This window comes from Shewanella sp. 433 (genome assembly GCF_059338565.1).
In genome coordinates, this window is record NZ_CM181703.1 from 1788142 (window position 1) to 1814360 (window position 26219).

General features: G+C 47.1%; 14 protein-coding genes. 3 read left to right on the forward strand and 11 right to left on the reverse strand.

All coding sequences use genetic code 11. The features are described from left to right. Positions 1-3 precede the first annotated feature (3 nt). Complete coding sequence (locus AC5YB1_RS07925) at positions 4-1362, reverse strand: GntP family permease (RefSeq protein WP_494521387.1); 1359 nt, start codon at positions 1360-1362, stop codon at positions 4-6. 947 nt (positions 1363-2309) lie between these two features. Continuing rightward, positions 2310-3098 carry a toll/interleukin-1 receptor domain-containing protein gene (locus AC5YB1_RS07930; RefSeq protein WP_494521388.1) on the reverse strand — a complete coding sequence of 263 codons (789 nt, stop codon included), beginning with the start codon at positions 3096-3098 and terminating at the stop codon, positions 2310-2312. 1406 nt (positions 3099-4504) lie between these two features. Between AC5YB1_RS07930 and AC5YB1_RS07935 the strand changes: the two genes are divergently transcribed. Then, positions 4505-6214 carry an RluA family pseudouridine synthase gene (locus tag AC5YB1_RS07935; protein WP_494521389.1) on the forward strand — a complete coding sequence of 570 codons (1710 nt, stop codon included), beginning with the start codon at positions 4505-4507 and terminating at the stop codon, positions 6212-6214. A 69-nt stretch (positions 6215-6283) separates the two neighbouring features. Here the strand turns inward: AC5YB1_RS07935 and AC5YB1_RS07940 are convergent, their stop codons facing one another. From AC5YB1_RS07940 to AC5YB1_RS07980, 9 genes are all read right to left on the reverse strand, one after another. After that, positions 6284-7438: a sugar diacid recognition domain-containing protein gene (locus tag AC5YB1_RS07940; protein ID WP_494521390.1), complete on the reverse strand. Its 1155-nt coding sequence runs from the start codon at positions 7436-7438 to the stop codon at positions 6284-6286. Between the two features lie 148 nt (positions 7439-7586). Continuing rightward, positions 7587-9686, reverse strand: coding sequence for an MtrB/PioB family decaheme-associated outer membrane protein (locus AC5YB1_RS07945; protein ID WP_494521391.1), 2100 nt, complete (start codon positions 9684-9686; stop codon positions 7587-7589). A 12-nt stretch (positions 9687-9698) separates the two neighbouring features. After that, complete coding sequence (locus AC5YB1_RS07950) at positions 9699-10646, reverse strand: DmsE family decaheme c-type cytochrome (protein WP_494521609.1); 948 nt, start codon at positions 10644-10646, stop codon at positions 9699-9701. Between the two features lie 118 nt (positions 10647-10764). Next, complete coding sequence (locus AC5YB1_RS07955) at positions 10765-12825, reverse strand: OmcA/MtrC family decaheme c-type cytochrome (RefSeq protein ID WP_494521392.1); 2061 nt, start codon at positions 12823-12825, stop codon at positions 10765-10767. 371 nt (positions 12826-13196) lie between these two features. Next, complete coding sequence (locus tag AC5YB1_RS07960) at positions 13197-15449, reverse strand: OmcA/MtrC family decaheme c-type cytochrome (protein ID WP_494521393.1); 2253 nt, start codon at positions 15447-15449, stop codon at positions 13197-13199. Between the two features lie 568 nt (positions 15450-16017). After that, positions 16018-18165 (reverse strand): OmcA/MtrC family decaheme c-type cytochrome, encoded by a 2148-nt coding sequence (locus AC5YB1_RS07965; RefSeq protein ID WP_494521394.1) that lies wholly within the window; start codon positions 18163-18165, stop codon positions 16018-16020. A 79-nt stretch (positions 18166-18244) separates the two neighbouring features. Beyond that, positions 18245-20167, reverse strand: a complete 1923-nt coding sequence (locus tag AC5YB1_RS07970) for an OmcA/MtrC family decaheme c-type cytochrome (protein WP_494521395.1) — start codon at positions 20165-20167, stop codon at positions 18245-18247. A 32-nt stretch (positions 20168-20199) separates the two neighbouring features. Next, positions 20200-22308 carry an MtrB/PioB family decaheme-associated outer membrane protein gene (locus AC5YB1_RS07975; protein ID WP_494521396.1) on the reverse strand — a complete coding sequence of 703 codons (2109 nt, stop codon included), beginning with the start codon at positions 22306-22308 and terminating at the stop codon, positions 20200-20202. 15 nt (positions 22309-22323) lie between these two features. Continuing rightward, the gene (locus tag AC5YB1_RS07980) at positions 22324-23226 is read right to left on the reverse strand and encodes a DmsE family decaheme c-type cytochrome (protein ID WP_494521610.1); all 903 of its coding nucleotides are present in this window, start codon (positions 23224-23226) and stop codon (positions 22324-22326) included. Between the two features lie 456 nt (positions 23227-23682). Here AC5YB1_RS07980 and AC5YB1_RS07985 point away from each other — a divergent pair, with 456 nt between their 5' ends. Together AC5YB1_RS07985 and feoB are read left to right on the forward strand one after the other, a co-directional pair. Continuing rightward, a complete protein-coding gene (locus AC5YB1_RS07985; RefSeq protein WP_494521397.1) occupies positions 23683-23922 on the forward strand; it encodes a FeoA family protein in 240 nt (79 codons plus the stop codon). After that, on the forward strand, positions 23915-26209 hold the full coding sequence (feoB, locus tag AC5YB1_RS07990; RefSeq protein WP_494521398.1) for a Fe(2+) transporter permease subunit FeoB: 2295 nt from the start codon (positions 23915-23917) through the stop codon (positions 26207-26209). The genes AC5YB1_RS07985 and feoB overlap by 8 nt, the downstream gene beginning before the upstream one ends. Positions 26210-26219 lie beyond the last annotated feature (10 nt).

A 26219-nucleotide genomic window follows, 5' to 3' on the forward strand; every position in this document is an offset into this window, starting at 1 on the left:
TGTTTACAGCAGCACAAGACTCAGTAGATACACTAAAATCATTGCGGTTACGCCTTGAATTAAGGTGGCCATTGTCTGCGCTTTATAGGCTTGCTTAACGCTCATGCGGCTAAACTGGGTGACGACCCAAAAGAAGCTGTCGTTAGCATGAGACACTGTCATGGCGCCTGCACCAATGGCCATGACGGTCAACACTCGGCCCATCTCGCTTGCTAGACCAATATCGCCAAGCATAGGCGCGACCATCGCCGAGGTGGCCACTAAGGCGACGGTGGATGAACCTTGCGCCGACTTAAGCGCCGCAGCCACAATAAAGGGCATGAAAATGCCAATGCCCAGAGCCGACAATGAACTGCCAAGGAAGCTGCCAATTTCGGTGGCTTTTAATACTGCGCCAAATGCGCCGCCAGCACCGGTGATCAGCAAAATCGGCGCAGCGACAACTAAGCCATGGCTGATCCGCTCGCTAAATTCTTTGATGCGATTATCGCTCTTAAGTAATGCCAGCGACAACATGAGGCCAATCATCAAGGCGTTCACCGGTTGACCTAAGAAAGTGAGCACAGCAAAGAGGTTAGCATCGCCTAAAGGCTGTGACGGAAACTTAGCGATAGAGCCTAAACAGATTAACAGAATCGGCACGAAGATAGGCGCAAAGGCTTTGCTTGGGCTAGGCAGTTTACCGTAAGCGGCTTTTAAGCTATCGAAATCTTCGACACTCTCTTTAAGCTCTTGTGCGCCTTCACCGTCGGGTTCTACATGGGCAAAACGGTTGGCCCACAACATGCCGGCCAAGGCGGCAACGGCCGCGACGACAATACCGACACCAATCACCAATCCAAGATTTGATTCGAGGCCTAAATTCCCCGCCGCGGCGATAGGCCCAGGTGTTGGCGGCACAAAGGTATGGGTGGCATACAGGCCGGTGGCTAAGGCGACACTCATCGACACGCTTGAGACCTTCATGCGATTGGCCATCGATTGTTTCAGCGAGTTTAAGATCACAAAGCCTGAGTCACAAAAGACCGGTATCGAGACCAAGTAACCAATGATCGACATGGTGAGGGTGGGAAAGCGTTGCCCCAGCACCTTAATGACTACATCAGCCATGGTGATAGCCGCACCACTTTTTTCTAAGATGGTGCCAATAATGGTACCTAATACAATCACTAGGCCGATATAGCCTAAGATGCCACCAAAGCCAGAGGTGATGGTTTTGGCAATATCAGCACTTGGTAGCCCGTAGGCAAATGCAGCAATAAATGACGCGAGAATAAGGGTTAAAAACGGATGTAACTTAAATTTCGACGTGGCGATAACGATAAACGCGATCACGGCGAGCAAGATCAGTACGAGGCTCATAGGGTGTCCCTGTATTTGGGTTATATTTATTTGATTGTTCGAACAATGACCCGCTTAGTCAGCGCCACCTAAAGTGAGGGCTAAGGTATTTCAGGCTGCGACTATTATCCGCACAAAAGGATAATCAAGCTTCGGCAAACTTGATGAATTTTTAAGGGATTTATAAGCTTATTTTGTGCAATTGCACATATTTTGACGCTTTGGTGTGCTAGCTATGACCATATTGCGCTTTTTTGCTTGCGGCATTTTGTTGAGTTGTTTTTATTTCACTGATACGCAAATGTCGTGATCACATGGATATGAAAGAATGCAGGCCTTCGAATGAAGGTGTAGGCATTGTTTGGCTTATAGCATTTGCCGGAATAGGTTTTTTACATCGCTGATGGTAGCGTTAACCTTTATGGCAACCAATTGCCTGCCGCATGGCTTTCGTGCAGGTGCTTCTGTGACACGGTGAGTGAAGCCCAGCTTCGCGCTTACGAACGAGAGACATGGATGCCGAACTGGCTTTTAGACATGGACGTTGTTCAAGTACAATCCCTGTAGGCTCTGCCGTGACATCCATGTCACGGAAGGTCACAACCGCACCTACACCCGAGTTCTTAATCTCTTCGATTTGACCTTACTAGTGTCACTCGGACAATCAAAAGTTAAATTGTTTTTGGACAAAAATCGTTTAGTGCTTAGGCTCTAAATTATACGATTCACATTATCATTAGTAATGACGCTCTTAAGAAAGCAGGCTTCTGTTCATTAAGAGATGGATGGATCGCAGTTCACTCTCGAAACCAAGAAGCTAACCAGAAAGTTTAGGTTAGGCGTTCTAAATGAACCGCCCTCGGCTCTGGCATCCTGCTTTGCCCTACCTCCTAAATCCATTTAGTCGTGTGCGGAGCCGCATGCAGGGTGGTGTGGGGGCTGGAGGCTAGATACCTCCGGCTACCCGATTAGGCAACTTTTTTACCATTGACTAGCGGTATTGGCCTGAACTCGCCTTGTTTCTTTTCGTGCATTACAGCCACTAATTTTAAGGTGCATCCTTCATTGGGGGTTAGCTCTACAACAAAAGGAAAACCGGGGGCTGTACTGCGCTCAATAGCAATGAATTTACCGTTATAAGTTTGACCATTATTAAGCTGTAAACCTTTATTAAAACCGTTTCTAGTCATAGCGCTGCTAGTACAATTGAATGTAATTTCTGATTCGTCATTTTCTACTACAAAAAGAAAATTAGAAATTGCTTCCAAGTAGAATTCAGCGTGACATTCAATTGTTGTTTTTTGTCCCTCAGTAGATACGTATGCACGTAGGTTTGAAAATTCTTGAGGTCCTCTTTGGAAGGTGTTTTTGCCTTGAGTAACATCAACAATTTGTCTTAATGCAACTTCTAAACCTTGACCAAATAAATCGATATATAGTGATTGCATTAAAATCGGGGGCATCATGCAATCATCCATTTTAACAGGGATAATTTTAGTTTTGCCCTGTGTTGCTTTGATTACAGCATTTTGCCACTCAAGCTCAACCATTTTACTCTGTAAGCTATTTTTAGACACGAAAAATAAGAATAGCTCGCAGTCACCAAGACCTTTATTCATTTGATCAATAATGCCGTCACCAGGTTGTATTGACCAAGAATCATAGAACACTTGATCCTGACCGAATAGTTGACTGAGCCTTAATGCGATCTGTTCTACTACTGGTTTGTCATTGTAATTATGAGATAGGAATATCACCGTACCATCCTTAGTTGCCTAACAGCTTATTGATTAGCAGCAGGATAACCTCCTGCTTTCTTGTAAGTCTCTTCGTCAAAATATCACTTGTAAGTGTTTGTTGTAAATACATTATTTAACAAAAAAATACAGGTTAAACATGACAATTTAACAGATAAAAAAGATGCATAGGTGTTTACGAGGTCTGCATAGCACTTTTATATATATTACAAACTATTGATAATAATGAGTTAATGTTTAAAAGTTAGTATTATCGATGCGCCAATCAAACGATTTATGCATCTTTTTCATAGTAATTATCTTAACTTGAACTGTATATGATCCAGTTTTTTGATCGGTAGTGGATTACATCATGCGGGTGTAGCGATAAAAATTTCTAGGCCAGAAAGTCTGCTCGTTACTGAACCACCGACAACTTGTTAACTCATTTTGGGGTAAAACCTAGTTAGCTTTTGAACTGGCAACTCACATAAAATACGGCTAAATCGAAGAGGCGTTAGAGATCGGTGTAAGCGCGGTTTTGGCCCTTGGCGGCATGGATGCCGCCGTGGAGCGTATAGGGATATATTCACAGCGAGCCAAAAGAGCGCTTGCACATAAAGCCTGCGGCAGGCTATTAATTGCCATTAAGGTGCGTTTTCATAGCACATCAATAAATGAAAATTCAGCATAACGCTGCTCAAGTAAACTTAAAAAAATGCCATACCTTCACTTCAAGGCCAGCACACTTTGGGGCAAAAGTACGTTAGCCTTTAACTCACTAGTCGTATCAAATGAAGTCCAATCGAAGAAGCGTTAGAGATAGGTGTAAGCGCGGTTTTGACCCTTGGCGGCATGGCCAAAAATGTTCCTTACATTTTTTGGCATTCCCTCCATCCATGGAGGTCAGATGCCGCCGTGGAGCGTATAGGGATGGCGCACAACGATATCCCTATCTAAAAGCCAGTTCGACAAAATATATCCATATACAAAAGCCAGTTCGACATCCCTGTCTCTCGTTCACGAGTATATGGCTGTCGCCAAGCTCACCCTGTCTCTCGTTCGTAAGCACGAAACTACGCTTCACTCACCGAGCCAAAAGAGCGCTTGCACATAAGGTCGTTCTTTCACATCCATGTGATCACGACATTTGCGCATCCATGCACTGCACCTGCGGCAGGCTATTAATTGCCATTAAGGCGCGTCTTCAAAGCACATCAATAAATGAAAATTCAGCATAACGCAGCTCAAGTAAACTTAAAAAAGCTAAAGCTTCATTTCAATATCCACCTTCTTCACGTTGCACGGGTTGCTAAATAATGACTTCACTGGCATGACAGCGTAAAATCACGCCTCATTATTGCTGTGCAGGCCTTGTGTCGTATCAGCCTTGTTTTGCTTAGTCACCGTTAAGATGTCAATAATTTATGCACCAAGCTCCTATCCAAGCTCCTGTAGATCAGGCTCAGCATTGTTTTACCGCGTTTAAATCGCCAATCGATAGTTATCAACTACCCGAGCGTTTTACCTTTCCGTTTTATTATGAGCCGCACCCTTTGTGCGTTTTGGCGGCAGAGGAGCTACAAGCTTATCTGAGTAGCCAAACGGATTGGCAACATAACTTTGGCTTAGGCAGCGATACCAATAATGTTATCGGTAAGATGTTTGGTGTGCTGTTAGTGCGCAACAAGAGCGGTGAGATTGGTTACTTGGCGGCATTTTCTGGCAAATTGGCTGAGCAAAACCTTATCGATGGTTTTGTGCCGCCAGTCTTTGATATGTTGACTAAAGACAGCTTCTTTCATGCTGAGCAACAGGCGATTAATCAGCTGACCTGTGAGTTAACACAGCTTGAGGCCTCGACAGAGTTATCGAGATTGAGAGAGCAGTTAGCCACATTAATGCAACAGGCTGATGATGAGCTTGAAGCGATGCGCGCGGCTATTATCGAAGGGCGCAAAGCGCGCAAATTAACGCGCGCTCAGGCGGAAGCTGAGTTAGGCCCAGAGCCGTTAGCCGCGTTAAATGTGCAATTGGGCAAAGAGAGTGTGGATGAAAAGCACCAGCTAAAAGCGATAAAGCAGCATTGGGATAGCCTCATTGCAGCGGCGAGCGCCTCGTTACAATTGTTAGAGACCGAGATTGAATCACTTAAAACGCGGCGGGCAAAGCAGTCTAACGCCTTGCAGCAAAAACTGTTCGCTCAGTATCGCTTTTTGAATCAAGCGGGTGAGCTGCAAGATCTTAATCAGATCTTTAACGATGCGCCCAATCAGCTGCCGCCAGCGGGGGCCGGTGAGTGCGCCGCGCCTAAGTTACTACAATACGCTTTTGCCCAGCAGTTAACGCCACTGGCGATAGCCGAGTTTTGGTGGGGCGCCTCACCAAAGTCAGAGGTGAAGCAACATAAGCAGTTTTATGGTGCTTGCCATGGTAAATGCCAACCGATCTTAGGCCATATGCTTAAAGGCATCGAGATGGATGACAATCCATTATTGAATAACCCGGCTGAAGGTAAAACTATCGATATCTTGTATCAAGATGAGGCGATAGCGGTGATCAACAAGCCGGCTGAGTTTTTGTCGGTGCCGGGCAAAAATATTACCGATTCAGTTTATGCGCGCATGAAGCAGTTGTTTCCCACGGCGACGGGGCCTTTGATCGTGCATCGTTTGGATATGTCGACCTCGGGCCTAATGGTTATAGCCTTAAGCAAAGAGGCCAACAGGGCGCTGGTGCAGCAGTTTATTGGCCGCACGGTTGAGAAACGCTATGTGGCGAAACTGGCGGGGATTGTCGCAGGCGAGCAGGGCGAGATTAACTTGCCACTGCGAGTCGACCTTGACGACAGGCCGCGCCAGCTGGTCTGTTTTGAACATGGTAAACAGGCGCACACCCTGTGGCAGGTCAAGGCGCGAGACGATAACCACACTTGGCTATACCTCTATCCCCAAACTGGCCGTACTCATCAGTTGCGGGTGCATTGTGCCCATGTTGATGGACTTAATCTGCCGATTATTGGTGATGATCTATACGGCACTAAAGCGGACCGATTACATTTACATGCGCAGAAGTTAGTGCTTAATCACCCTACAACACAGGTGCGGATGACCTTTGAGGCTGAGCCTGCATTTTAGGGTTAACGCATAGCGGTTAGCGCCATCAACTTGAGACCCCATCATCCTGAATCTCCCAGCCCCTGAAGCTTAGGTGCGCGAGGTGAATAGCGCTTGACCCAGATAGAGCTGCAGTAAGCCGTTAAGGTTACTCAGCTCGACGCCTGTTATCTGACTTATTTTGTCGAGCCGATAGCGCAGGGTATTGCGATGAATATACAACTGCTTAGCGCAGGCACCTTGATCGCCAAAATGGTTTAGGTAGGCGGCGAGGGTTTTTTGCAGTTGTTGGTTATTGTCTTGGTCGACCAGCTTTTGAAAAGGGGTGAGCAGTTGCTGACCGCGCCAATCCTGTTGCAGCCCAGATAACATTACCAGCAGTGCATAATCTTCAAATAGGTATTTATGGCGTGTAGGGTGCATCTGCATGCCAAATTTTAGGGTCTCTTTGGCGGTTTGGTAGGAGCGGTGAATATCTTCTGGACGAGGAAAATAATGCCCCAAGGCGATATTAAGCTGGGCGCTCATCTCTGGCGGTATACGCTTGAGCAGTTGGTCGATACGCTGGCTTTCAAGTTCGGCGCGCCACTGTTTCCCATCGAGAAAGGCGGGTTTGAGGATCACCAGTTCTGTCATCGAGGTCATGGCGATAAGGTTGCCGCGTGAGGGGGTTTCTAATAGGTTTAGTACCTGTTTCAGTAGCGATTTAGCACTCGATTCAGTGCTGTCCTCTTGCACTTGAATGACGGCCGCGACCCGGGGCATGGTTAAATCTATGCCCAAACGTTGGGCTCTGTCGCTCAGTTGCCCTAGCTGCTGATATTCGCCCTTAATCAGTTGCAGAATAAACTCTTCCTGCTGGCGGTTTTGCCATTGAGCAAGCTCGATAGAGTTGGCTTGCTCGACAATCATCTCGGCGCTCATCTTAAGCAATTTACCAAAGGCCATCAGGGTTTCGGGCTCGCCGGTAATGCCAATCACTCCGATGATCTCACCTTGGTAGTGCAGGGGTAAATTGATGCCAGGTTTTACCCCTTGTAGGCTAGCCGTGGTGCCGTGATTAATCTTAACGGTGCGATTTTGGCTAATGGCGAGCAAGGCACCTTCGTGGACAGAACCAATACGATTGTTGTCACCAGAGCCTAATATAACCCCTTGGTTATTCATCACATTAATATTGTGGCCGATAATCACCATGGTGCGATCGACAATCTGTTGTGCGAGCGGCGAGTTTAAAAGGTACACAGAATTATTACGCGGTTATGGTTTTACATGAGCTTACGGTAAATTGGTGAGTGGCACTAGATCTGCACCGCACTTTTGTTAATTGCTGTGGTGTCGGGCATAAAAAAACCCGCTAATTAAGCGGGTTTTTTATATGAAGCGATAACACTTATAGCTTATAGCTCATGCTTAACATCACCAAATGGGCGGTGTAATCATGGCTGTTGCTACCAAAGCTGACCACATTCCAAATACCATCGGGAGCGATGCTATTGCCTGGGTCATTGTCTTGATAGTTTTCCATCTTGTAATCAAGACGCAGGGCCATTTTTTCGGTGGCCTGATATTGACCATAGACATTGACGTTGTGCACTTTGGCAAAGTAATCGCCATAGTCACCGCTTATGCCTTGAGTGACTTGGGTATTACTGCTTGAATCTGAATAGGTGTAATCTACGCCTAGACGCAGTTTATTTTCTAACAGATTGTTATAGCTAAAGCCCGCACCCACCACATCGACTTGATCTTCGATTTGGCTAAACCAGTTAGCGGCACCAAAGTTGGTGCTACCTGACTGATCCGAATCGATATTTTGACGATTATAGAAAGCGTTAACCATCATGTCGTCGGTGATCAAGTAACTGGCATTGATATCGTAACTAAGATCGGTCGATTCAGTTAAGCCAATCTGGGTGTCGTTGTAATCATCCAGAGCGTAGCGTGCACCTAGATCGATAGTCAGCGCATCGATAGGCGTGTGGCTCACACGAGCCTCGACCATGCTGCGTTTGCGATCAGCTAAGTTGTACTTACGTAGTAGGTCGTTCGACTCGCTTGAAGTCCACTGTGATGCTTGATACTCAGAACCATCACGTTCGCCATAGCTGCCCTTGATCCACATATCCCAGTTGTTAAATGCACTGATATGGAACTTAGTCCAAAGTGTATTTTCATCTGTGGTTTCACGATCTTGGTAGCTACGCTCATCACGACGGTAATCGTAACCCGCATCGAGCTTCATGCCGCGGCTGATACGAAAATCAGCGCCCAATTTACCGCGATGGGTGGTAATATCATAGGGCGTGTTGTAAGCCACTTTACCGCTAGTCGAGTCGATGCTGATCTGCGTCCACTGCTCAATCTCGGTTTGATTATCACGGTCGCTGTAGTCGTAGCTGGCATTCACACGCACAGTACGATTTAAGCGCGACACCACTTTAAGATTAGCGCCACTCATATCGACCTGCGCATCCAATGACTCTGCAGGTAATTGATAACCATAGCCTGAGGTGACAAAGGCTTGATCTTGGGTCATTTGACCATAGTGAACGCGGCCACTCATCACGGTTTGCCCTAGGTGATATTGGCCTAGTAACGAGACCGTATGGGCTTCGTTGTCAGGGTCAAGCGCCATAGTGCCTTGGGTCTGCGCCCCAAAAGTTGGGTTGAACGCGTTATCAAACGTCAGTTGGCTATATTGGTTTTTAAAGCTCGAACCTGAATAGTTGAGCGCGGTAAACCAATTATCGCCTTTGAGTTTAATGCCGGCCTCAAGGTTATCAGTGGTGTGATCAACGGGTTCAGCGAGCATCATCGACTGATTAAAGAAGCTGCCAGATGCTGACTTTAGCCCGGTTTTATCTTCACGCTGATACTTGATGTAAGCGCTCCATAACTCTTCACCTTGATAGCTCAGCCCAAGTCCTGCGCGCTTACGTTTAAGCGACAACTCTTGCGGCGTTAAGCTGGCGTTAAGCTGGCTCATCTCTTGGCTTGACCCGGCGGTTTGCCAGTTATTAGGCAAGGTTAAATCGCCGCCACCAATACCTTGGTAAGGGGTCATGGCACTGTCGGTTTTGTAGGTCGCAATTTGACGATAATTCAAATTGAGGTTGTACTGGGCAACTTTACCAGCATTCACCTCTAAACGACCATTTTCCATGCCTAAGTCTTGTGCTTCGACAGAGGCGCGGTAGCCCGATGTACCGACGTAATTCACATCGGCATCGACTTTACCGGCAAACTCGTTTTCTGCGGCAAAGGCATTGGCAGAGCGGATATCATCGCTGTCGTTATAGCCGACGCCCGCACCAACCGTGCCCGATACGCCAGTTTCAATGTCACAGCGCTTACATTCCCACTTGTCTAGCTGCACCTTGCTGGTGTTGGCCTGTTGAATATTATAGCCATCGGCGAGCACGATATTGGGCACAAACACACTGGCGTTAGCGATGAGGGCGAGCGTGACTAAATTTAAGTTAAATTTCATGTTGTCGTCTCCTTAGCGCTGAAACAGCTTGCCAGATGGATGGTTTGAACCATGGATCTGACTGTGGCAGTTTAAGCAGCTGCGACCACCGGTGAAGGCATTTGTGCCCACTTCAGAACCCAGTTCAGTGTTACCCATGTAGGCGTTACTGGCGTGACCATCGCTAGCATGACATTGCTGACATAGCTGTGGTGCACGGGTCTTGAGCATTCCTTCGTTCACGCTGCCGTGTGGGTTATGACACGCAACACAATCTTCAGTTACGGGTGCATGTTCCCACAGCTTTGGGCCGCGTTTTTCGGCGTGGCATGAGTAGCAGGTTTCATTGACACTGGGCTTAACTAGATCCGCATCAGACATACTGCCGTGAGGATTATGACAATCGCTACACACCATTTGATCCCATTTCATGGGGTGGCTTGAGCGTTTGTGCATATCCGCTTTTTGCTTAGTATGGCAGCTCGTACATACTTCCATTTCGGTGCTTTTTGATAGCACAGGATCTTTGGCGGTATGCACTGAGTGACATGAGGCACAAGCTACATCGGCATTGTCATGATGACCGCCATTCCATGACATACGCTTATCGTCTTGGTGGCAGCTCAAACAGACACTGTTTTGTTTTTCAGCAGACAAGCTAGAGGTAGGACCGAAATCGATCATTGGCTCTTTGCCGCCCTTGTTATGTTTGCCCATTGGGCCGTGGCATGATTCACACTGTAGGCCCGCCATGGGGCTTTTGCTTGAATCAATTGCGCCATGGACGCCTTTGAACAGATCCATCACTTTTTCAGACTTGCGGTGACACATTAAGCAAGAGTCGGCGCCTTTAGGTGAATAGTCACCTTCGGCAAATTTCTTGTCCAAGGTGGCTTCCACTTCGTCCGGTGTCATGCTGGCGTCCCACTTGGCAGCGGTTGCTTGACTGGCGCCAAACGAGAGCAGCGCAGCAGCAAGCATTGCTGGTATAAAGCGGGTTAATTTATTGGTGATTTTCATAATAGACTTCCTAATTTGCACAAATGGTAGCGAAAATGGGGGAGAGGACTCCCCCGTTTTTCATATTGAGATGAGCAAATTACATCTTCACAGCCGTGTGATCGTCGATAACCGGTGCGTGGCAGTAGAAACAGGTTTCTAGCTGTGCGGCATCGTTTACAGCACCTTTATTTTCCATATTTACAATCGCACCTTGGCCTTCAACGTGATTCTTAAACTTGTCACCGCTGTAGCTGTGACATGAGTAACACGTTGCTGCTATGGGTGTAGTGTAAGCAGATATGGTGATTTGGTCTTTTTCATCAACGACGCCATCTTTGTTTTCATCTTCAGTCGATTGTTCTTTACGAGAAGAGGTTGCTAAAGCGCCTTTTTTCTTGAACGCTTGGGTGTTGAAGTCGTTATGACATGAGCTGCAGTTCATACCATAAACCGCGGCATAATCGCCATGGCTATGGGTTTTATGCAGTTTCATCTCTAGCGCGCCTTTGTTAGCGCCGCTTGCATAAGTACCATCTGGCGTATGACAAGTGACACAGCCATCGACACCCGTGACGATTTCACCATTAAGCTCACGGCCTAACTGCTCTGACATGACAAAGCCTGCGTGATAACCTTTATGGATCTCGAAGGTTTCACCATGACAGCTTTCACAGCCAGCAAAATTAACCGAGTTGATGTGACGTGTGCTTGGGGCTTCACCCGATAAAGTGCCGTGGGCTAGCTCAGCTTTCATGCTGGCCGTTGCAACACCTTCGGCACATTCAACAAGCTTGCCTTGTGCTGTACACATCTCTAAGCCAATTAAACTAAAGGCGGTATCAGTGTCAGTACCGGCTGCGCCAAAAGGTAATGGGCCAGTGTTAACAACCAATGCGCCATCAACGATTTGAGCGCCGCCGTTAAGTGCACTGTTCTTAATCATATCGATAGCGACTTTGTGCTCGCCATTAATGGGGTTTGCGTTGTAACCCATAATTGGGTAGTTGGGCCCGACATTGGTGATGCTTTCGACCCGTTTAATTTTAGGCAGGATACTAGTGACATCCAACGCGTTGCCGGCTTCATCAGAGAAGCTAATGGTGATGTTAGCACTCATATCTGCGGGTACAGCAGTTAGGGTTGCGTTCATACCGACTAAATCGATAAGGGCACGTTTTTGAATGGCATCGGCAGTATGAATTTCTTCAGTCCAGCTGGCATTATGACAGGCGATACAGTTGCTGTTGTCATTTTGCTGTGAGTGGCCTTTACCAGCCATAAAGTCGACATTGACGTGGCAGCTAGTACAGGTTTCCATGGTAGGAACCCGTGACCAGTTACCCCATTCAGAAAGCTCTTCTGATTCTACGTGACAGGCCTGACAGTTGTTTTGAATTAACAATTCTGCCGCTTTACCGTCATACTCTTTCCCCTTTCTGTCAGTAAAGCTTTTTGCTGAGTTATGGATGTTATGAACGAGGTGGTTCCATTGCGACTCAGTTGACATTGAGCTGCTATGGCAAGTGGCACAGGTTTCTTGGGTGTAGTAACTGCTGTGACGTGTCGTCAGCGGTTCACCTTCGGCGTGACAAGCAGTACAAGCTTGGTGACTGACAATATCTTTAGTGTACTTAGCTTGATAACCGTTGCCATCAAAGTCTGCAACGATTTCACGGCGCGGAACCGACGTTACACCGTCGGCAAGCGTAGAGTCTTTACCGCCAGCATAGACGTTAAAGCGCTGTGTGAGCTCTTGATTGTAACCTTCGACTTCGAAGGTAAATTGATAGCTACCGTCTTTGTTGTCAATGTAGTTGTCAGCACCAGATACCCGAGCAATGCGAGTCCACTGTGCGCTATTACCTGCGCCAGTCGCCCCCATAGGAGCCAACTGTGCGGCGACAATGCCTAAATCTTGCAGACCAACGATAGGTAAATCTTCTTCGTTGGTGGCAAATACGGTCACCGTTGGGATGCCGTTGTCATAGGTGACGCTTTTCACGTCTAGGTTAAGTGTATTGATTGCTGGCGCAGCTGGACCACCAGGGTTACCTGGATTGCCGTTGTCACCATCGCTGCCGCCACAACCACTAAGAGCCATAGAGACTGCACCTGCTGCCAGAAGCAGCTTAAACTTATTATTTTGTACGTTCATCATATTTTCCCTGCATAGGTTTGGCATCGTCTTAAGTGCATGGTCAGTTTTCTGAACCGTTCTCATTATAAGTAGTGCAACCTAAGTCAATGCTGGAAATAGAAATCCCCACCGAAATCGTAACGTAACAAGCGGCTAAAATCTGCCGAACATAGTCTAATGTGTGACCGAGATCTTTCTATTTCTAAAGAGGTAGTTAGATTGGAAGCTAAAGCATGAGGGTGAACAAAAAAACAGGCGTATTACATTAGCTTAACGCAATTGTTTGCATTGTTATTATATTGTTTTACTGAAAAAACAAAGGGAGGCAAAGCCTCCCTTTGGGGTGTTATTGAAGTTAACTCATCACTTAGGGATGAATCATTATCTCAATATTAGTTACCGTGAATTGTCATGATATTTGCTGGTGTATGACATGTCTGGCAAGTCTCTGCTGCATTAGCTTTTACATAGTCAGCATTGCTACCATCTAAAATACCACCGTTGGTTTTGATGTGAGACTTAGCGGCATCATCTAGGTGCGCTTGGTGACAGCTTAGGCAGCTACCTGCATCAGATGAGACCCAAATTTCACCATTACCATCGAAAGCAGGGTAGCGCCATGCGCGCTCAGGTGCTTGGCCTAGTTTAACGCCTGAGTCAGCATGACAGGTTGTACAATCTGTTTTCATGACTGTCTCAGATTTTAGACCGCTGCCCCATTTAGCGTTCATATCATGCCCTGAAGCGTGATGAGCTTTATAAGCAAAGCTTGTAGGTGCAATGTCTCCCCACTGAGTTAAGCCTTTATCAGGAGTATGACAAGCTTGACAGTTGACACCATTATCGTAATGAGCAATCACTTTATTGTGGCAACCCATACACTTAGTTGAATCGATAATCGCCCGGCGAGCCTTAGCAGGTTCACTGGTGTCGGTATCATTCCAGGTAAAGCGCAGAGGCTCATCTTGAATGTAAGCGCTGGTGACGACTGAATTACCATAGTCGTCGACCGTATCACAAGCTACTGGCTCAACAACAGGTCGGCCATAACCTCCCTTTCTAAAGCAAGTCGATACGCCTGCAAATAGCTCAACACTCTTACCTTCTAGTGCTAAGTCACCTGTTATATCATCGGTAGGGAGCTTTAGTGTACTGTTGCTGCTATCTATGCTGAACGTTTTAGTAGTTGCATCATAGCTGGCGGCATTCAGTGCAAAGCCGCGGTCACCGTATTTACTCCCATCTTTGTAAGCGGGGTAGTCTTTGTCGATATCCCAAGAGAAGTAGATGCTTGACGGCGTGTATTGGCTAGGGTCTGCAATAAACTCTTTGGCTACAGGCTCACCTTTATCATCTAAGATTTGCACATCAAAGGTTAATACTTTAGCTGTAACCTTGATGTTGCTGAACTTAGCTGAGTAGCCTTGGCTAGCATTATAGCTTTTCATCACATCGCCATGTGCTTCAGCCCCGCTTCTAGCGTAACCCTCTTCTATATGACAAGAGATACAGTTTTCATTTTGAGGATCGTGATATTTTTTAGGCATGGTAGTGTGGCAAGCAATACAGGCCGTATTACTTTGATTAGCCAAAAATAGATCGGCATTGGCTGGTGCACTTTCACCTGTTACGTGACACGCTGCACAATCAGCTGCCGGCTTTTGGGGATACATCACCTTACCATAGTCATGCACAGAGCCTTTATAACCAATTACCTTGTAAGGTGCAGGAATATTGCCGTTTGCATCAGGTACAGGATCGGTCGAGTCTGGTGCGTAAGTTGTTCTTGCATGACCTTTGTGGATCGCATGGATCATATAGGTAAAGTCGACACTGTTACCTGATTCAGGATCGCCCGATGTGGCAGTATGACAAGAGGCACAGTTTTCGATGTTAATACGGCGGCCGCCATGTAGCTCAAGACTCTCTGGCTGATGGCAGGTATAGCAGGTTTCGATTGAAACCACATCGCGACTCTGGATCCCTTCGGTTAAGCCTGTTGAAGGTTGCCAGTCAAAGTTTGCATTAGCTGCAAGGGGACTTAGTTCAAGCTCTAAGGTGGCACGCTGAGTGTAGTCGGCATTATAAGTGACTGCGACAGGGGTAGTCACATCAGCAATATTCTGTTGGAAGGTGTAACTATAGGTACCGTCGCCATTATCGACAAAACAGGTGTCACATTTAGCTGCTTGTTCAACATTTGCTTGGAACTGTGTTGTTGGGTTGATGTTGGTTTCGCCGTCAGGGATCCAATCTGGATTAGGCGCTTTTTCTGCGTTGATATAAGCTTGCCATTGGTAACCGCGATCGGCTTCGATTGCCTCTTCACCTTCTCCAGTAGTTTCAATAACGTGAGTTAATTGTGCAATACCAAATCGTAAGTCGTGATCTTTGGTTAATCCTAGGATAGCGACGCCATTGTCATTTTCGAGTTTAAAATCAACTGTGACGCTACCAGCATCGACAGTGGCATTAGTAAATACTGCATTAATGCTTTTAGCTGTATCGATTTTGACGCCAATAACGCCGTCTTTTCCGTCTTCACCATCTTTACCGTCGCTGCCGCAACCAGAAAGTGCTAAAGAAAGAAGCCCTGCACCTAATACAGCTTTGGTCGCCGCATTAAAATTGAACTTTTTCATCATGATTATTCCCTGCAATAGTTTTAATCATCACTATTGAGTTGTTCTGTTTTAAAAACAGGTCTCACAATTGAGAACAGTTTCTATTTATAAATTTGTAAAACACTCAATTAGTGTGTGGAATTAAATTTCCACCTCTAAGGCTATCTAAGCTGCGGCGATTTAGCAGTTGTTTTAATTGCTTTATGTGATTGAGATCTGACTATTTCTTTAGAGGTAGTCGAATTGGATTAGATAAATGGAAGATGCAGAATTAAACCCTGACAAAAAGCAAAAAATTAACAGTCCCCCTGTATATGTAAATGCCGCTGTGTGAATGCTATCGTATTGTAGTCTCTTTTTTTTACGCTTATTTTGCCGCTTGTTTTGTGGCCAACCTAGTTCACAGTTACAGCTGCAGCTATTTGATGCTTGCCATTGGTTAACAAGCAATAAAAAAGGAGGGCAAGCCTCCTTTGTGGATTTAATCTCTTTTTTAGCCTGAATCAGCTAGCACACTTAATCGCTAAGGTATTGGCTTTAGCCGCTAAGGAGTTCCCTCGCGGCTAACTCATTAGACTAAATTATTACACTAGCCACCGTGGATTGAGCGCAATTGCGTGGGGGTGTGGCAGGTCGAACAGGCTTCGGCCGCTCGGGTTCTGACATCATCCACGCTAGTACCATCGAGAATCCCGCCATTGGTTTCGATATGGCTGGCGCCAGCTTCACTGAGGTATTTCTGGTGACAACTTAAACAGGTACCAGCATCTGATGATACCCAGATATCGGCTCCTGTAGTGGTGTCGCCATAGCGCCATACGCGCTCACTTGCGCGGCCCAGTGCAATACCGTTGTCGGTATGACAGGTACTGCAATCGGTTTTTAAGACAGTGCCCGATTGCACTCCGGCATATTTGAGATAGTGACCTGGCGCCTCATGAGCCTTAAAAGCATAGCTAGTGGATTTTTGGCCACCTGGATAGTCACTGTCAGAACGGGTCGTTTTATCAGCGGTATGACAAGTCTGACAATTGTAGCCGTTGTTATAGTGATGATTTTCTTGATTATGGCAGCCCTGACATTTAGCACTGTCGATAATACTGCGGCGCATGGCCGTTTGTGCGTTAGCATCGAGGCCTGAGCCTGCCCAGACAAACTGATAAGGCGGCTCTTTAACGGCAACGCTGCGGGTGTTATCGCTACAAGCTGTCATGACCACTTGGGCCACGCCATAGCCGCCATTGTTAAAGCAGACCTCAATGGTTGACCATAACTCGAAGGTTTTACCATCAGCATCAGCAGGTATATCAAAGTTGCTGCCAATAAGAGTGTAAGTCATCGTGGCGGCATTATAGGTGCCTTCAGATAAACGTATGCGGCGCTCGCGATAAGAGGCATCCTCATAAGCGGGGTAATCCTTATCGGTATCCCACGCGACCACGACTCGGGTACTTTGGTCGACAAACTCGCTGGCAATAGGTGCGCCACTGGCATCGGTTACTTGTACATCAAACGTCAGTTTACCGTTGGCATCGAGCCCGATATTACTAAAGCTGACGCCCATGGCTTCCGCGTCAACATACGCTTGTAATACGTCACCATGGCGTTTTTCCGCATTGCCTGTACCAGGGTACGTATTGGTGGCGTTATGGCAGGCCATACAGTTGGTATCAGTATGATTTTGTGAGGGCTTTTCGCTGTGACAGGCGACACATGCCGTGTTGCTCAGATCGGCTTTAAACAGATCCGCATTCGCCGGAGCGCCAGCGCCTTCAACATGGCATGAGGCACAATCTGCCGCAGGCTTTTGCGGGAAGGTGACTTTGCCATAGTCGTGTAAACTACCGCCATAACCCACAATCTTATAAGGGGCTGGTACTAATCCATCAGGGGTGCTGATTTGTCTGTCTTGCCCTCTGTGAATGGCATGGATCATGAAGGTAAAGTCGACGCTGTTACCGCTTTCAGGATCGCCTGAAGTTGATGTATGGCAACTGGCGCAGTTTTCTAATGCGATGCGTCGACCGCCATGCAGTGCCAAGCTTTCTGCCTGATGACAGGTATAACAGGTGTCGATAGTCACCACATTACGGGTTTGAATATCGTCGGTAGCGCCTGTTGAGGGCTGCCAATCGTGATGGGCATTGGCCGTTGCTTGATCAAGTTTTAATTCTAACGTCACTCTATGGGTATTGTCGGCGCCATAAGTGATCGTCAGCGGCTCGGTTACATTGGCGATATTTTGTTGGAAAGTGTAGCGATAACTACCATCGAGGTTGTCGACAAGGCAATCTTCACAGTTGCTGGCGGCTTCGACATTGGCTTGATATTGTGGCGATGGGTTTAGCCCAGCAGTATCATCTGGCAGTGTTCCCGGTTGTTTCAAGGTATTAATATAGGCCTGCCATTGCAAACCCCTATCATAAACCTCACCCTCGATTGTCTCTGTGACAGGTGCCAGTTGCGCGATACCAAAACGGATATCGTAGTCTTTGTTAAGGCCCAGCACTGCAACGCCATTGGCGTTTTCTAATCTAAAGTCAACGCTGACGATACCATCGGCAATCGAGGCTTGGGTAAATTCAGCCATGATGGTCGATGTTGAATCAATATTGACACCAATAGGGCCATCTACGCCATCTTTGCCATCGTCTCCGTCACTGCCGCAACCGATTAATAACGTGCTACACGCCAGAGCGATAACGCTCCATGGGGTACCTTTTGCTTTTATATCCATAATTATGCGTTCCATAAATAGTGCGTTTCAAAAGTCACTAACAAGATGTGCACGAGGGAGCACCTAGCGCACATCGTCATTACTTGATCGGGTGAACCTTGAGTACATCGGCGCTTGCGCCCTGACCGTGACAGGTGGTGCAGCTTTCTGTTCCGGCGTTGGCATCGGCTAAGGAACCCTTAAATACGGCGCCTTGTTGCATCATATGGTTGGTGGCGCTATCACTGGCGTGGCAATCGCTGCAGATGGCGGCGGTAGGGCTGGTGTACAAATCGCCCGCGATAGCCAGTGGTTTTACGCCCGCATACAGTGGCAATGCTGCGGTTAATACGCCAGCTTGTTGGCTATGACACTGCGCACAATTACCTAAGTTTCCAGGATAGTTAATCGACTCATAACCTTCACGTTGGCCACTGTGTATCCCATGCACTAGGTGCTTGTAATCGGCGGTGGCGGTAGAGGGGTTATCGGTGGCATCGGCAACCATATTAGGGTTATGACACAGCTGACATTGTCCTTCTAAATCATTGCGTGAACCGTGGAAATTAAGTTGTTGATCGCCATGACAACTCCCACAAGTGTCATTAGTGACCACGACTCGTCGACCGCTATCGCTTAGTGCTTGTGCGCTAAAGAATTGGTGGCTCGACTTGATGTTAACTTCACTGTTTGTGGCGTCACTACAGTCGCCTAATACGCCATTGGCGGCGCAAACTTTGCCTTGTATGGCTAAGGCGCCTAAACCCATCTCAGTGCCAGCTGGAACCGTGACGCCAGTAATTTGATAACTATAGTTGCCATTACTACCAGCGATGGGGGCTTCCTCTTGCAAGCGGATGGAGCGTGGCGAACGTGTCGCGTAATCGAAACTGGTTCCCCAATTAGCGTATACACGTAGATCGGCGACAAAGTTAAGATTGTTGGCACTGTCTGTATAGATCTGACCTGATGCGGGGTTACGTAAACTCAAGGTAAAGGAGACAGTATCGCCACTGAGTGATGCTGATTTGATGCTGGCTGCAAACTGGCCTAGGGCCTCATCATTACCACCGTCGTTGTGCACATTGGCTGTCCAATCTGGGTTGTGGCAGGCGATACAGTTGGCATTGTCTGCTTGAGCTGGATGTCCTTGGCCTGCTTTAAAGTCGATATTGTTGTGGCAAGCACCGCAAGCCTCCATGGTCGGAACCCGAGCCCAATTATGATTTTCACTTAAGGTATCATCAGCCACATGGCATGTTTGGCAGTTAGCCAAAGAACCAGGAAAGCCCGATAAGTGTTTGGTGTGTACCATCTGTGGGAAAATATTGTCAGGATTGCTGACTCTATCGGCGTTATGACAAGTGACGCAGGTTTCTATTTGGTTGTAGTTACTACCATGAAAGGCTAAGTCATTATGGCAGCTATTACAGGTAGCAATGGTCACGATATTGCGGGTGTAAGCGGGCTCTGCACTTTGCCCTGTAGTGGGGGCTTGCCAATCAAGATGTTGATTGGTCACGGGAAGGGCTGTGCCATCGGCTAGGCTATCACCGCCCATTTTTATGACGATTCGTTGAGTCGCCCCTGCTTGGTAACTAATGTCATTCATGCCATCAAATGGGGCATCGAAGGTGTAGCTGTAGTCGCCATTTTTATAGTCGACATAATCCCCTGCACACCTAGCAGGGCAGTTTTGTGAGGTAAAAAACTGCCATTGTGAGCTATTGCCGGCGTTAGTGTAACCTTGGGGCAGCAACTGCGCAGCAATAAAGGTTGCGCTTGCCACGCCAACCACCGGTTGATCATCTTGGTTGGTGACATGGTAGTTAACGGTGGCAATACCAGACTGCATAGTGACATCATCGATAGCGATTTGTAAGGTATCGATCGTCATTGCTGGTGGGCCGCCAGGCTCTCCGGGTTTACCGGGGGCACCATCATCACCACCACAGGCGCTGAGGATAAAAGCCACAGCTAACGTGGCAGCGTAACGGTTAAGGTAGGTCATTTTCTTCATCATCTCTTCCTTGGAAATTTGGTCGTTGGCATCAGTTAGAGTTGATAACTTAATGTCAGCCCAAAATAGTGGGCGTTGTAATCGTGGCTTAAATCGCCAAAGCTCAACACATTCGGGATACTGTCTGGCGCTAGCCCCCCATTTGCCCAGTCAGCATCTTGATATTGTTCAAAAATCCAATCGAAACGCAGCCCAAATTTGTCGCTAATTTGGTAGTTAGCAAAGGTATTGAGTGTGTGCCTAGTTGAATAGTAATTGTCATAGGGGCTGCGTAGACCTTGGAGCACTTCGGTATCGTTTTGGCCATCGGCATAAGTGTAATCGATTCCTAATTTAAGCTTGTTATCTAGTAGGTTAGCGTAATTTAATCCAGCGCCGATCAGAGTTGATTTTGCGGCTGAGGTGGCATACCAGTTAGGCGCGCCAAAATTGCTACTGCCGGCTTGGTCACTATCGCGCCAATCTTGATTAACAAAGGCGTTGAGGTTGATATTGTCGTTGACGGCGTATTGTGCCGACAGATCATAGCCTTGTGTGTCTACTTTGGTGAGCCCAATAAGGGTGTCAGTGTAATCATCTTGCATCCAATGTGCGTTGGCGCTGGCAGAGAAGGCACCAGTGACGTAGCTGCCGTATAGTCCGTAACGTTGGCGCTCGCGGTCTGCCAAATAGCTTTTTCTTAACAAAGGATTGCTAGGACTTGCTGTGCTGGTGACTGGCGAGTATTCGCTACCCGTTCTATCGCTACCGCTGGCTTTGAGCCAGACTTGCCATTGGGTGGAAATGCGATAATTTATTTTGGCAAATAGCGTCGACTCTTGCAGGCTTTGTCTGTCTAAATCACTGTAATTATTGTGATCATAGTCGTAGCCTATATCGATATACGCGGCGCGATTTAGTCGATATTTAGCCGCAAGTTTGGCCTGCTGTGCGGTGCGATCATATTCGAGGTTGTGTGCATAACCACTGAGATAGCTGTCGGTAATGATCTGGGGATAAGGATTAACTTGGCTTTTGTTGTCACGGTCACGGTAGTCATAACTGGCACGCAGTGACAATACCCGAGACAGCCTCCCCGAATAGTTGAGTTTCATCTCGGTAATATCAACTTGGCCCGCTAAATTATCCGTTGGTAGCACAGGAGAGGGGCCATTAATGGTGGCGGGCAAATAGGACTGATCTTGGGTCATACGGGTAAAGCCAACATGCATCAATACGTGCTGAGCCCCGTTGGTAAACTGACTATTTCCTGCGATGCGATACGCTTTATTATCGGGTGATACGGCATTTTGGCCAGAGTAAGCGGCACCAAAGGTGGGGGTAAAAGCCGATTGCCAACGCAGGGCTTGTTGATCATTCTTATAATGACTGAGTTGTGTTTCGATGCCAGCTAACCAATTAGCACCGTTAAGGTAAATTTTAGCGGTAACATTATCGGTCGCGTCATCAATACGCTCTGCCAGCATGGTACTGTTAGTGAGTAGATTGCCACTGGCGCGGCGCTGACCTTGGCGCTGCTCATATTGATAACCCAGTTCGGCGCGATAAAAGCTACCAGTATAGCTGGCATCTAAGTTGTAACGCTCCCGTTCTATCTGCAATGCAGTTGGCTGAATGCTGCTTTGTAGGTCCGTCATTTGTGATGTGGTCGCACCGGTTTGCCATTGTGGAGGTAAAATCCACGTATCGCCTTGGGAGCGGTAGGGGGTTAAAGCATGATTGGTGTCATATTGGGCAATACCGCGGTAGGCGGCCGATATTTTATATTGGCCCGGTTTACCTGTTGTGAGCTGAGCCGAACCATTATCGTAACCCAGTTTATCGGCGCTAAAGTGGGTTTGGTAACCCGATGATGCCTTATGTTGTATATCCGCCTCTAGGCTTGCTACAACACCATCATTATCTGTACCGCTGGTATTGCCAAAATGGCTATCTTCGCCATCGTTATAGGCTGCACCTACACCGATAGCACCACTGGTGCCAGTTGCGGTGGTACAGCGTTTACACTCCCAAGCCTCGGTTTTAAGGTTGTCGCGGTTGACCGATGCCAGGCTATATCCTTCGCCAAGTGCCGTTGTGCTGAGGATGGCCAGTGCCAGCGTACTTAGGCGCAGCGGCAGGGGATTTCTAGTGTGGTGTGTCATTGCTCATACTCCCTGTTAACGCTGCAGCAGTTTGCCAGATGGATGATTGGAGCCGTGGACTTGGCTGTGACAATTCATACAGCTTTGGCCTGCATTAAAGGCATTAGCCGTGTTACCAAACACCGCGTTAGATGTATGGCCTTCGGATGCATGACATTGCTGACATAATTGTGGTGGTTTAGCGATTAGCATGGCTTCATTAACGCTGCCGTGCGGGTTATGGCAACTGGCACAATTGTCTGTGACGGGGGCATGCTCCCACAGCTTAGGCCCGCGTTTCTCTGCATGGCAGGCGTAGCAGTTGTCGTTAATACTCATCTGTTTGAGACTGGCATCACTGAGGCTGCCGTGTGGGTTATGGCAATCACTGCAAACCATTTGTTGCCATTGCATTGGGTGAGCGCTGCGTTTGTGCATGTCGGCTTTTTGCTGGGTATGGCAACTGGTGCACACGGCCACTTCTTGAGCGCGATCGGATATAGGGTCATGGCCAGTATGGACTTGATGGCAATCAGCACAAGCAACATCGGCGGTATCATGATGATTGCCATTCCAAGCCATGCGTTGGTCATCGTTATGGCAGCTCATACAAACACTATTTTGTTTTGCAGCCGGTACTGGAGAGTTGGCGCCGAAGGTGATCATTGGCTCTTTACCGCCTTTATTATGCTTCCCCATAGGACCATGGCAGGCTTCACATTGTAGATCGGCCATAGGGGAGCCCTTGATAGTGGTGCTACCATGAACACCGTCGAATAGTGCCATCACAGTTTGGCTTTTACGGTGACAAGTTAAACAGCTATCAGCGCCTTTGGATGAGTACTGACCTTCAGCAAACTTCTTATCGAGTATCTGTTCTACCTCTTGAGCCGATTGTTCATCCGACGGGGTAGCCATTACATTGATGCTTAATAGCATCAAGATAGCGATAAAACTTCCTTGGAATAGAGGCTTTATCCCTGTTGTATCCATATTCATCATTATTCGTCCCGAGCACGTAAGCCGTTTTAATTGTTATGTTTCACGATTGGCTAAATTACCAAAGGTAAATAGTAGAATTAAAATGTGAATGATGTGTAAATAAATAGTTATATTTCGTGCTTTTTTAGCTCGTTCTGCTAGGGAGAATGCTTAAGTGTGATACTCGTCACAACTTTGGCTGTTGTGGATGGTAGATTTTCGATATTAATGAAAATCATTATCAATCGCATAAAGGGTTTTACTCGTTGAGAGATCTGTCACATAATACAAAACACAATTGAAAACTATTATCGTTTACGGTCTCAAATGTTGATCTAGATAAAGTTATTTTAAGTGATGCTCCGTTAGAATCGGTGCTAATAAAGCTCTTTCGAGGCCTGAAAAGGTAGACATATGAAATTAAGCGAATTAAAGCCGGGCGAGAGTGCTGTTATCGCCGAAGTAGGTCAGATTAATCTGCCGTCCGTTGTTAAGCGTAAGCTGTTATCCATGGGCATAACCCCTAACACCGCTTTCACTATGCTCAGACGAGCGCCATTAGGCACAGGTGTAGAATTGGCTATTCGCGGTAGTAAATTGTGTATGCGTAAAGATTTAGCAGATGTAATAGAGGTGGATGTTGCCCATGGCTAACCAATTTCATTGTGTCACAGTCGGTAACCCTAATGCGGGTAAATCGACTTTATTTAATGCGTTAACTGGCGCTAATCAGCAGGTTGGTAATTGGTCTGGTGTAACCGTTGAAAAGAAAACGGGGCAATTCACACTCAATGGAGCCGATGTTTTATTAACTGATTTACCTGGCATTTACGATCTTCTTCCGGCAGGCAGTAGCTGTGATTGCTCACTTGATGAGCAGGTTGCACAGCAGTATTTAGCCGATACTAGTATGGATGCCATTATTAATTTGGTTGATGCCACTAATATTGAGCGCCACCTTTATTTGACCGTCCAGCTGCGTGAGCTGGGTATCCCTATGGTCGTCGTTATTAATAAGATTGACGTCGCTAAGGCTCACGGTATTGACATTAACGTCACTGAAATGAGCCAGCAATTAGGTTGCCCTGTGATTGCGGTATGTTCGCGTGAAGCGGGAGATATTGAGCAAGTAAAAAGTCAAGTTGTCGATTTACTTGAGGGGAGAGTATCTGAAGCGCCTTTAGTATTGTCATACGATGATGAAATCGAGCGTGGAATTAAGGCGCTACATAGCCGTGACGCCAACCTTAGCCGTGGTCGTGCCTTAGCGATGTTGGCTAATGGCTTAGGTTGTGGCCAATGTAAAAATGGTCAAATGCTGTCTGAAGTGTCTCAGTGTTCTGAAGCATTAGCGGCACAAGGCCAAGATATCGAGATCATGATTGCAACGACCCGCTTTGATTTTGTGCAGCAGGTGTTTGATCAGTCTGTTATCAGCACCAACGTGCCTACCTTAAGCGATCGTATAGATAAAGTGGCACTACACCCTGTTGTGGGGGTCCCTGTTTTTCTATTTGTGATGTATTTAATGTTCATGTTTAGTATTAACGTGGGCAGTGCATTCATCGATTTTTTCGATATCGTCGCCGGCGCCGTATTTGTTGATCACCTCGGTGCTTTAATGAGTAGTCTCAGTCTGCCAGACTGGCTGGTGACAATTGTTGCTGGTGGTGTTGGTCAAGGTATTCAGACAGTTGCTACTTTTATTCCGGTGATTGCTGCGCTGTTTTTGGCGCTATCAGTATTGGAAGGTTCTGGTTATATGGCGCGCGCCGCGTTTGTGGTTGATGGCCTGATGCGTCGCATTGGTCTGCCAGGCAAAGCATTTGTGCCTATGATTGTAGGTTTTGGCTGCTCAGTTCCCGCCATTATGGCAACCCGTACCCTAGGCAGTGAGCGTGAGCGCATCGTGACAGGCATGATGGCACCTTTCATGTCGTGCGGTGCTCGTCTACCTGTGTACGCCTTGTTTGCCGCGGCATTTTTTGCTGAATCGGGACAAAACCTAGTCTTTTTACTTTATATCATCGGAATTATCGCCGCTGTGGGGACTGGCTTGCTGTTACGTTCTACCTTGCTTCCTGGCTCAAGTAGTGCTGTGGTGATGGAGCTACCTAATTATGAAACGCCTAAATTCAAGACGGTAATGGCCCGTACGGGCAAGCGCACCAAGAGCTTTATTAAAGGCGCAGGTAAAACCATTGTAATTGTCGTGACCTTGCTTAACTTTATTAATGCCATTGGTGTTGATGGCTCTTTTGGTCATGAAGATAGTTCTGAGTCGGTGCTCAGTGTGGCAAGCCAAAAGGTAACTCCACTGTTTTCACCTATGGGGATAGAGCAAGATAATTGGCCTGCTACAGTGGGGATCATCACTGGAATTTTTGCTAAAGAAGCTGTCGTGGGCACCTTAAATAGCCTTTACTCGACCGCAGGTAGCGATGAGGGCGCATTAACGCCATTATCTGAAAGTGTAAGTGAAGCATTGGCAACTATACCGGAAAATCTGTTTGGTATTGCGCCAGAAGATCCATTGTCTATGTCAGTAGGTGATATTTCAAACGTAGAGGTTGCAGCTGAAGAGTTGGTGGTTGATACCACGACATTCAGTGCATTACAGGCAGGATTTAGTGGCACTATTGCAGCGTTTGCTTACCTGTTATTTATTTTGTTGTATACACCCTGTGTTGCAGCAATGGGAGCGTTAGTGGGCGAGTTTGGTTCACGTTGGGCCACTTTTGCGGCGACTTGGACCTTTGCCTTAGCCTATGGCACCGCGACTGTATTTTATCAAGCGGCGACATTTGCCCAGCATCCACTCCAGTCGAGTCTTTGGATTGGTTTCTTTGTGGTGGCATTAATCAGCTTCTATCTGTGGCTGAAGCGCAAAGGAAGAAAGGCACAGACCTTGATCCCTGTGGTTAATATCGTGACCGAATAAAGCGGGCTCT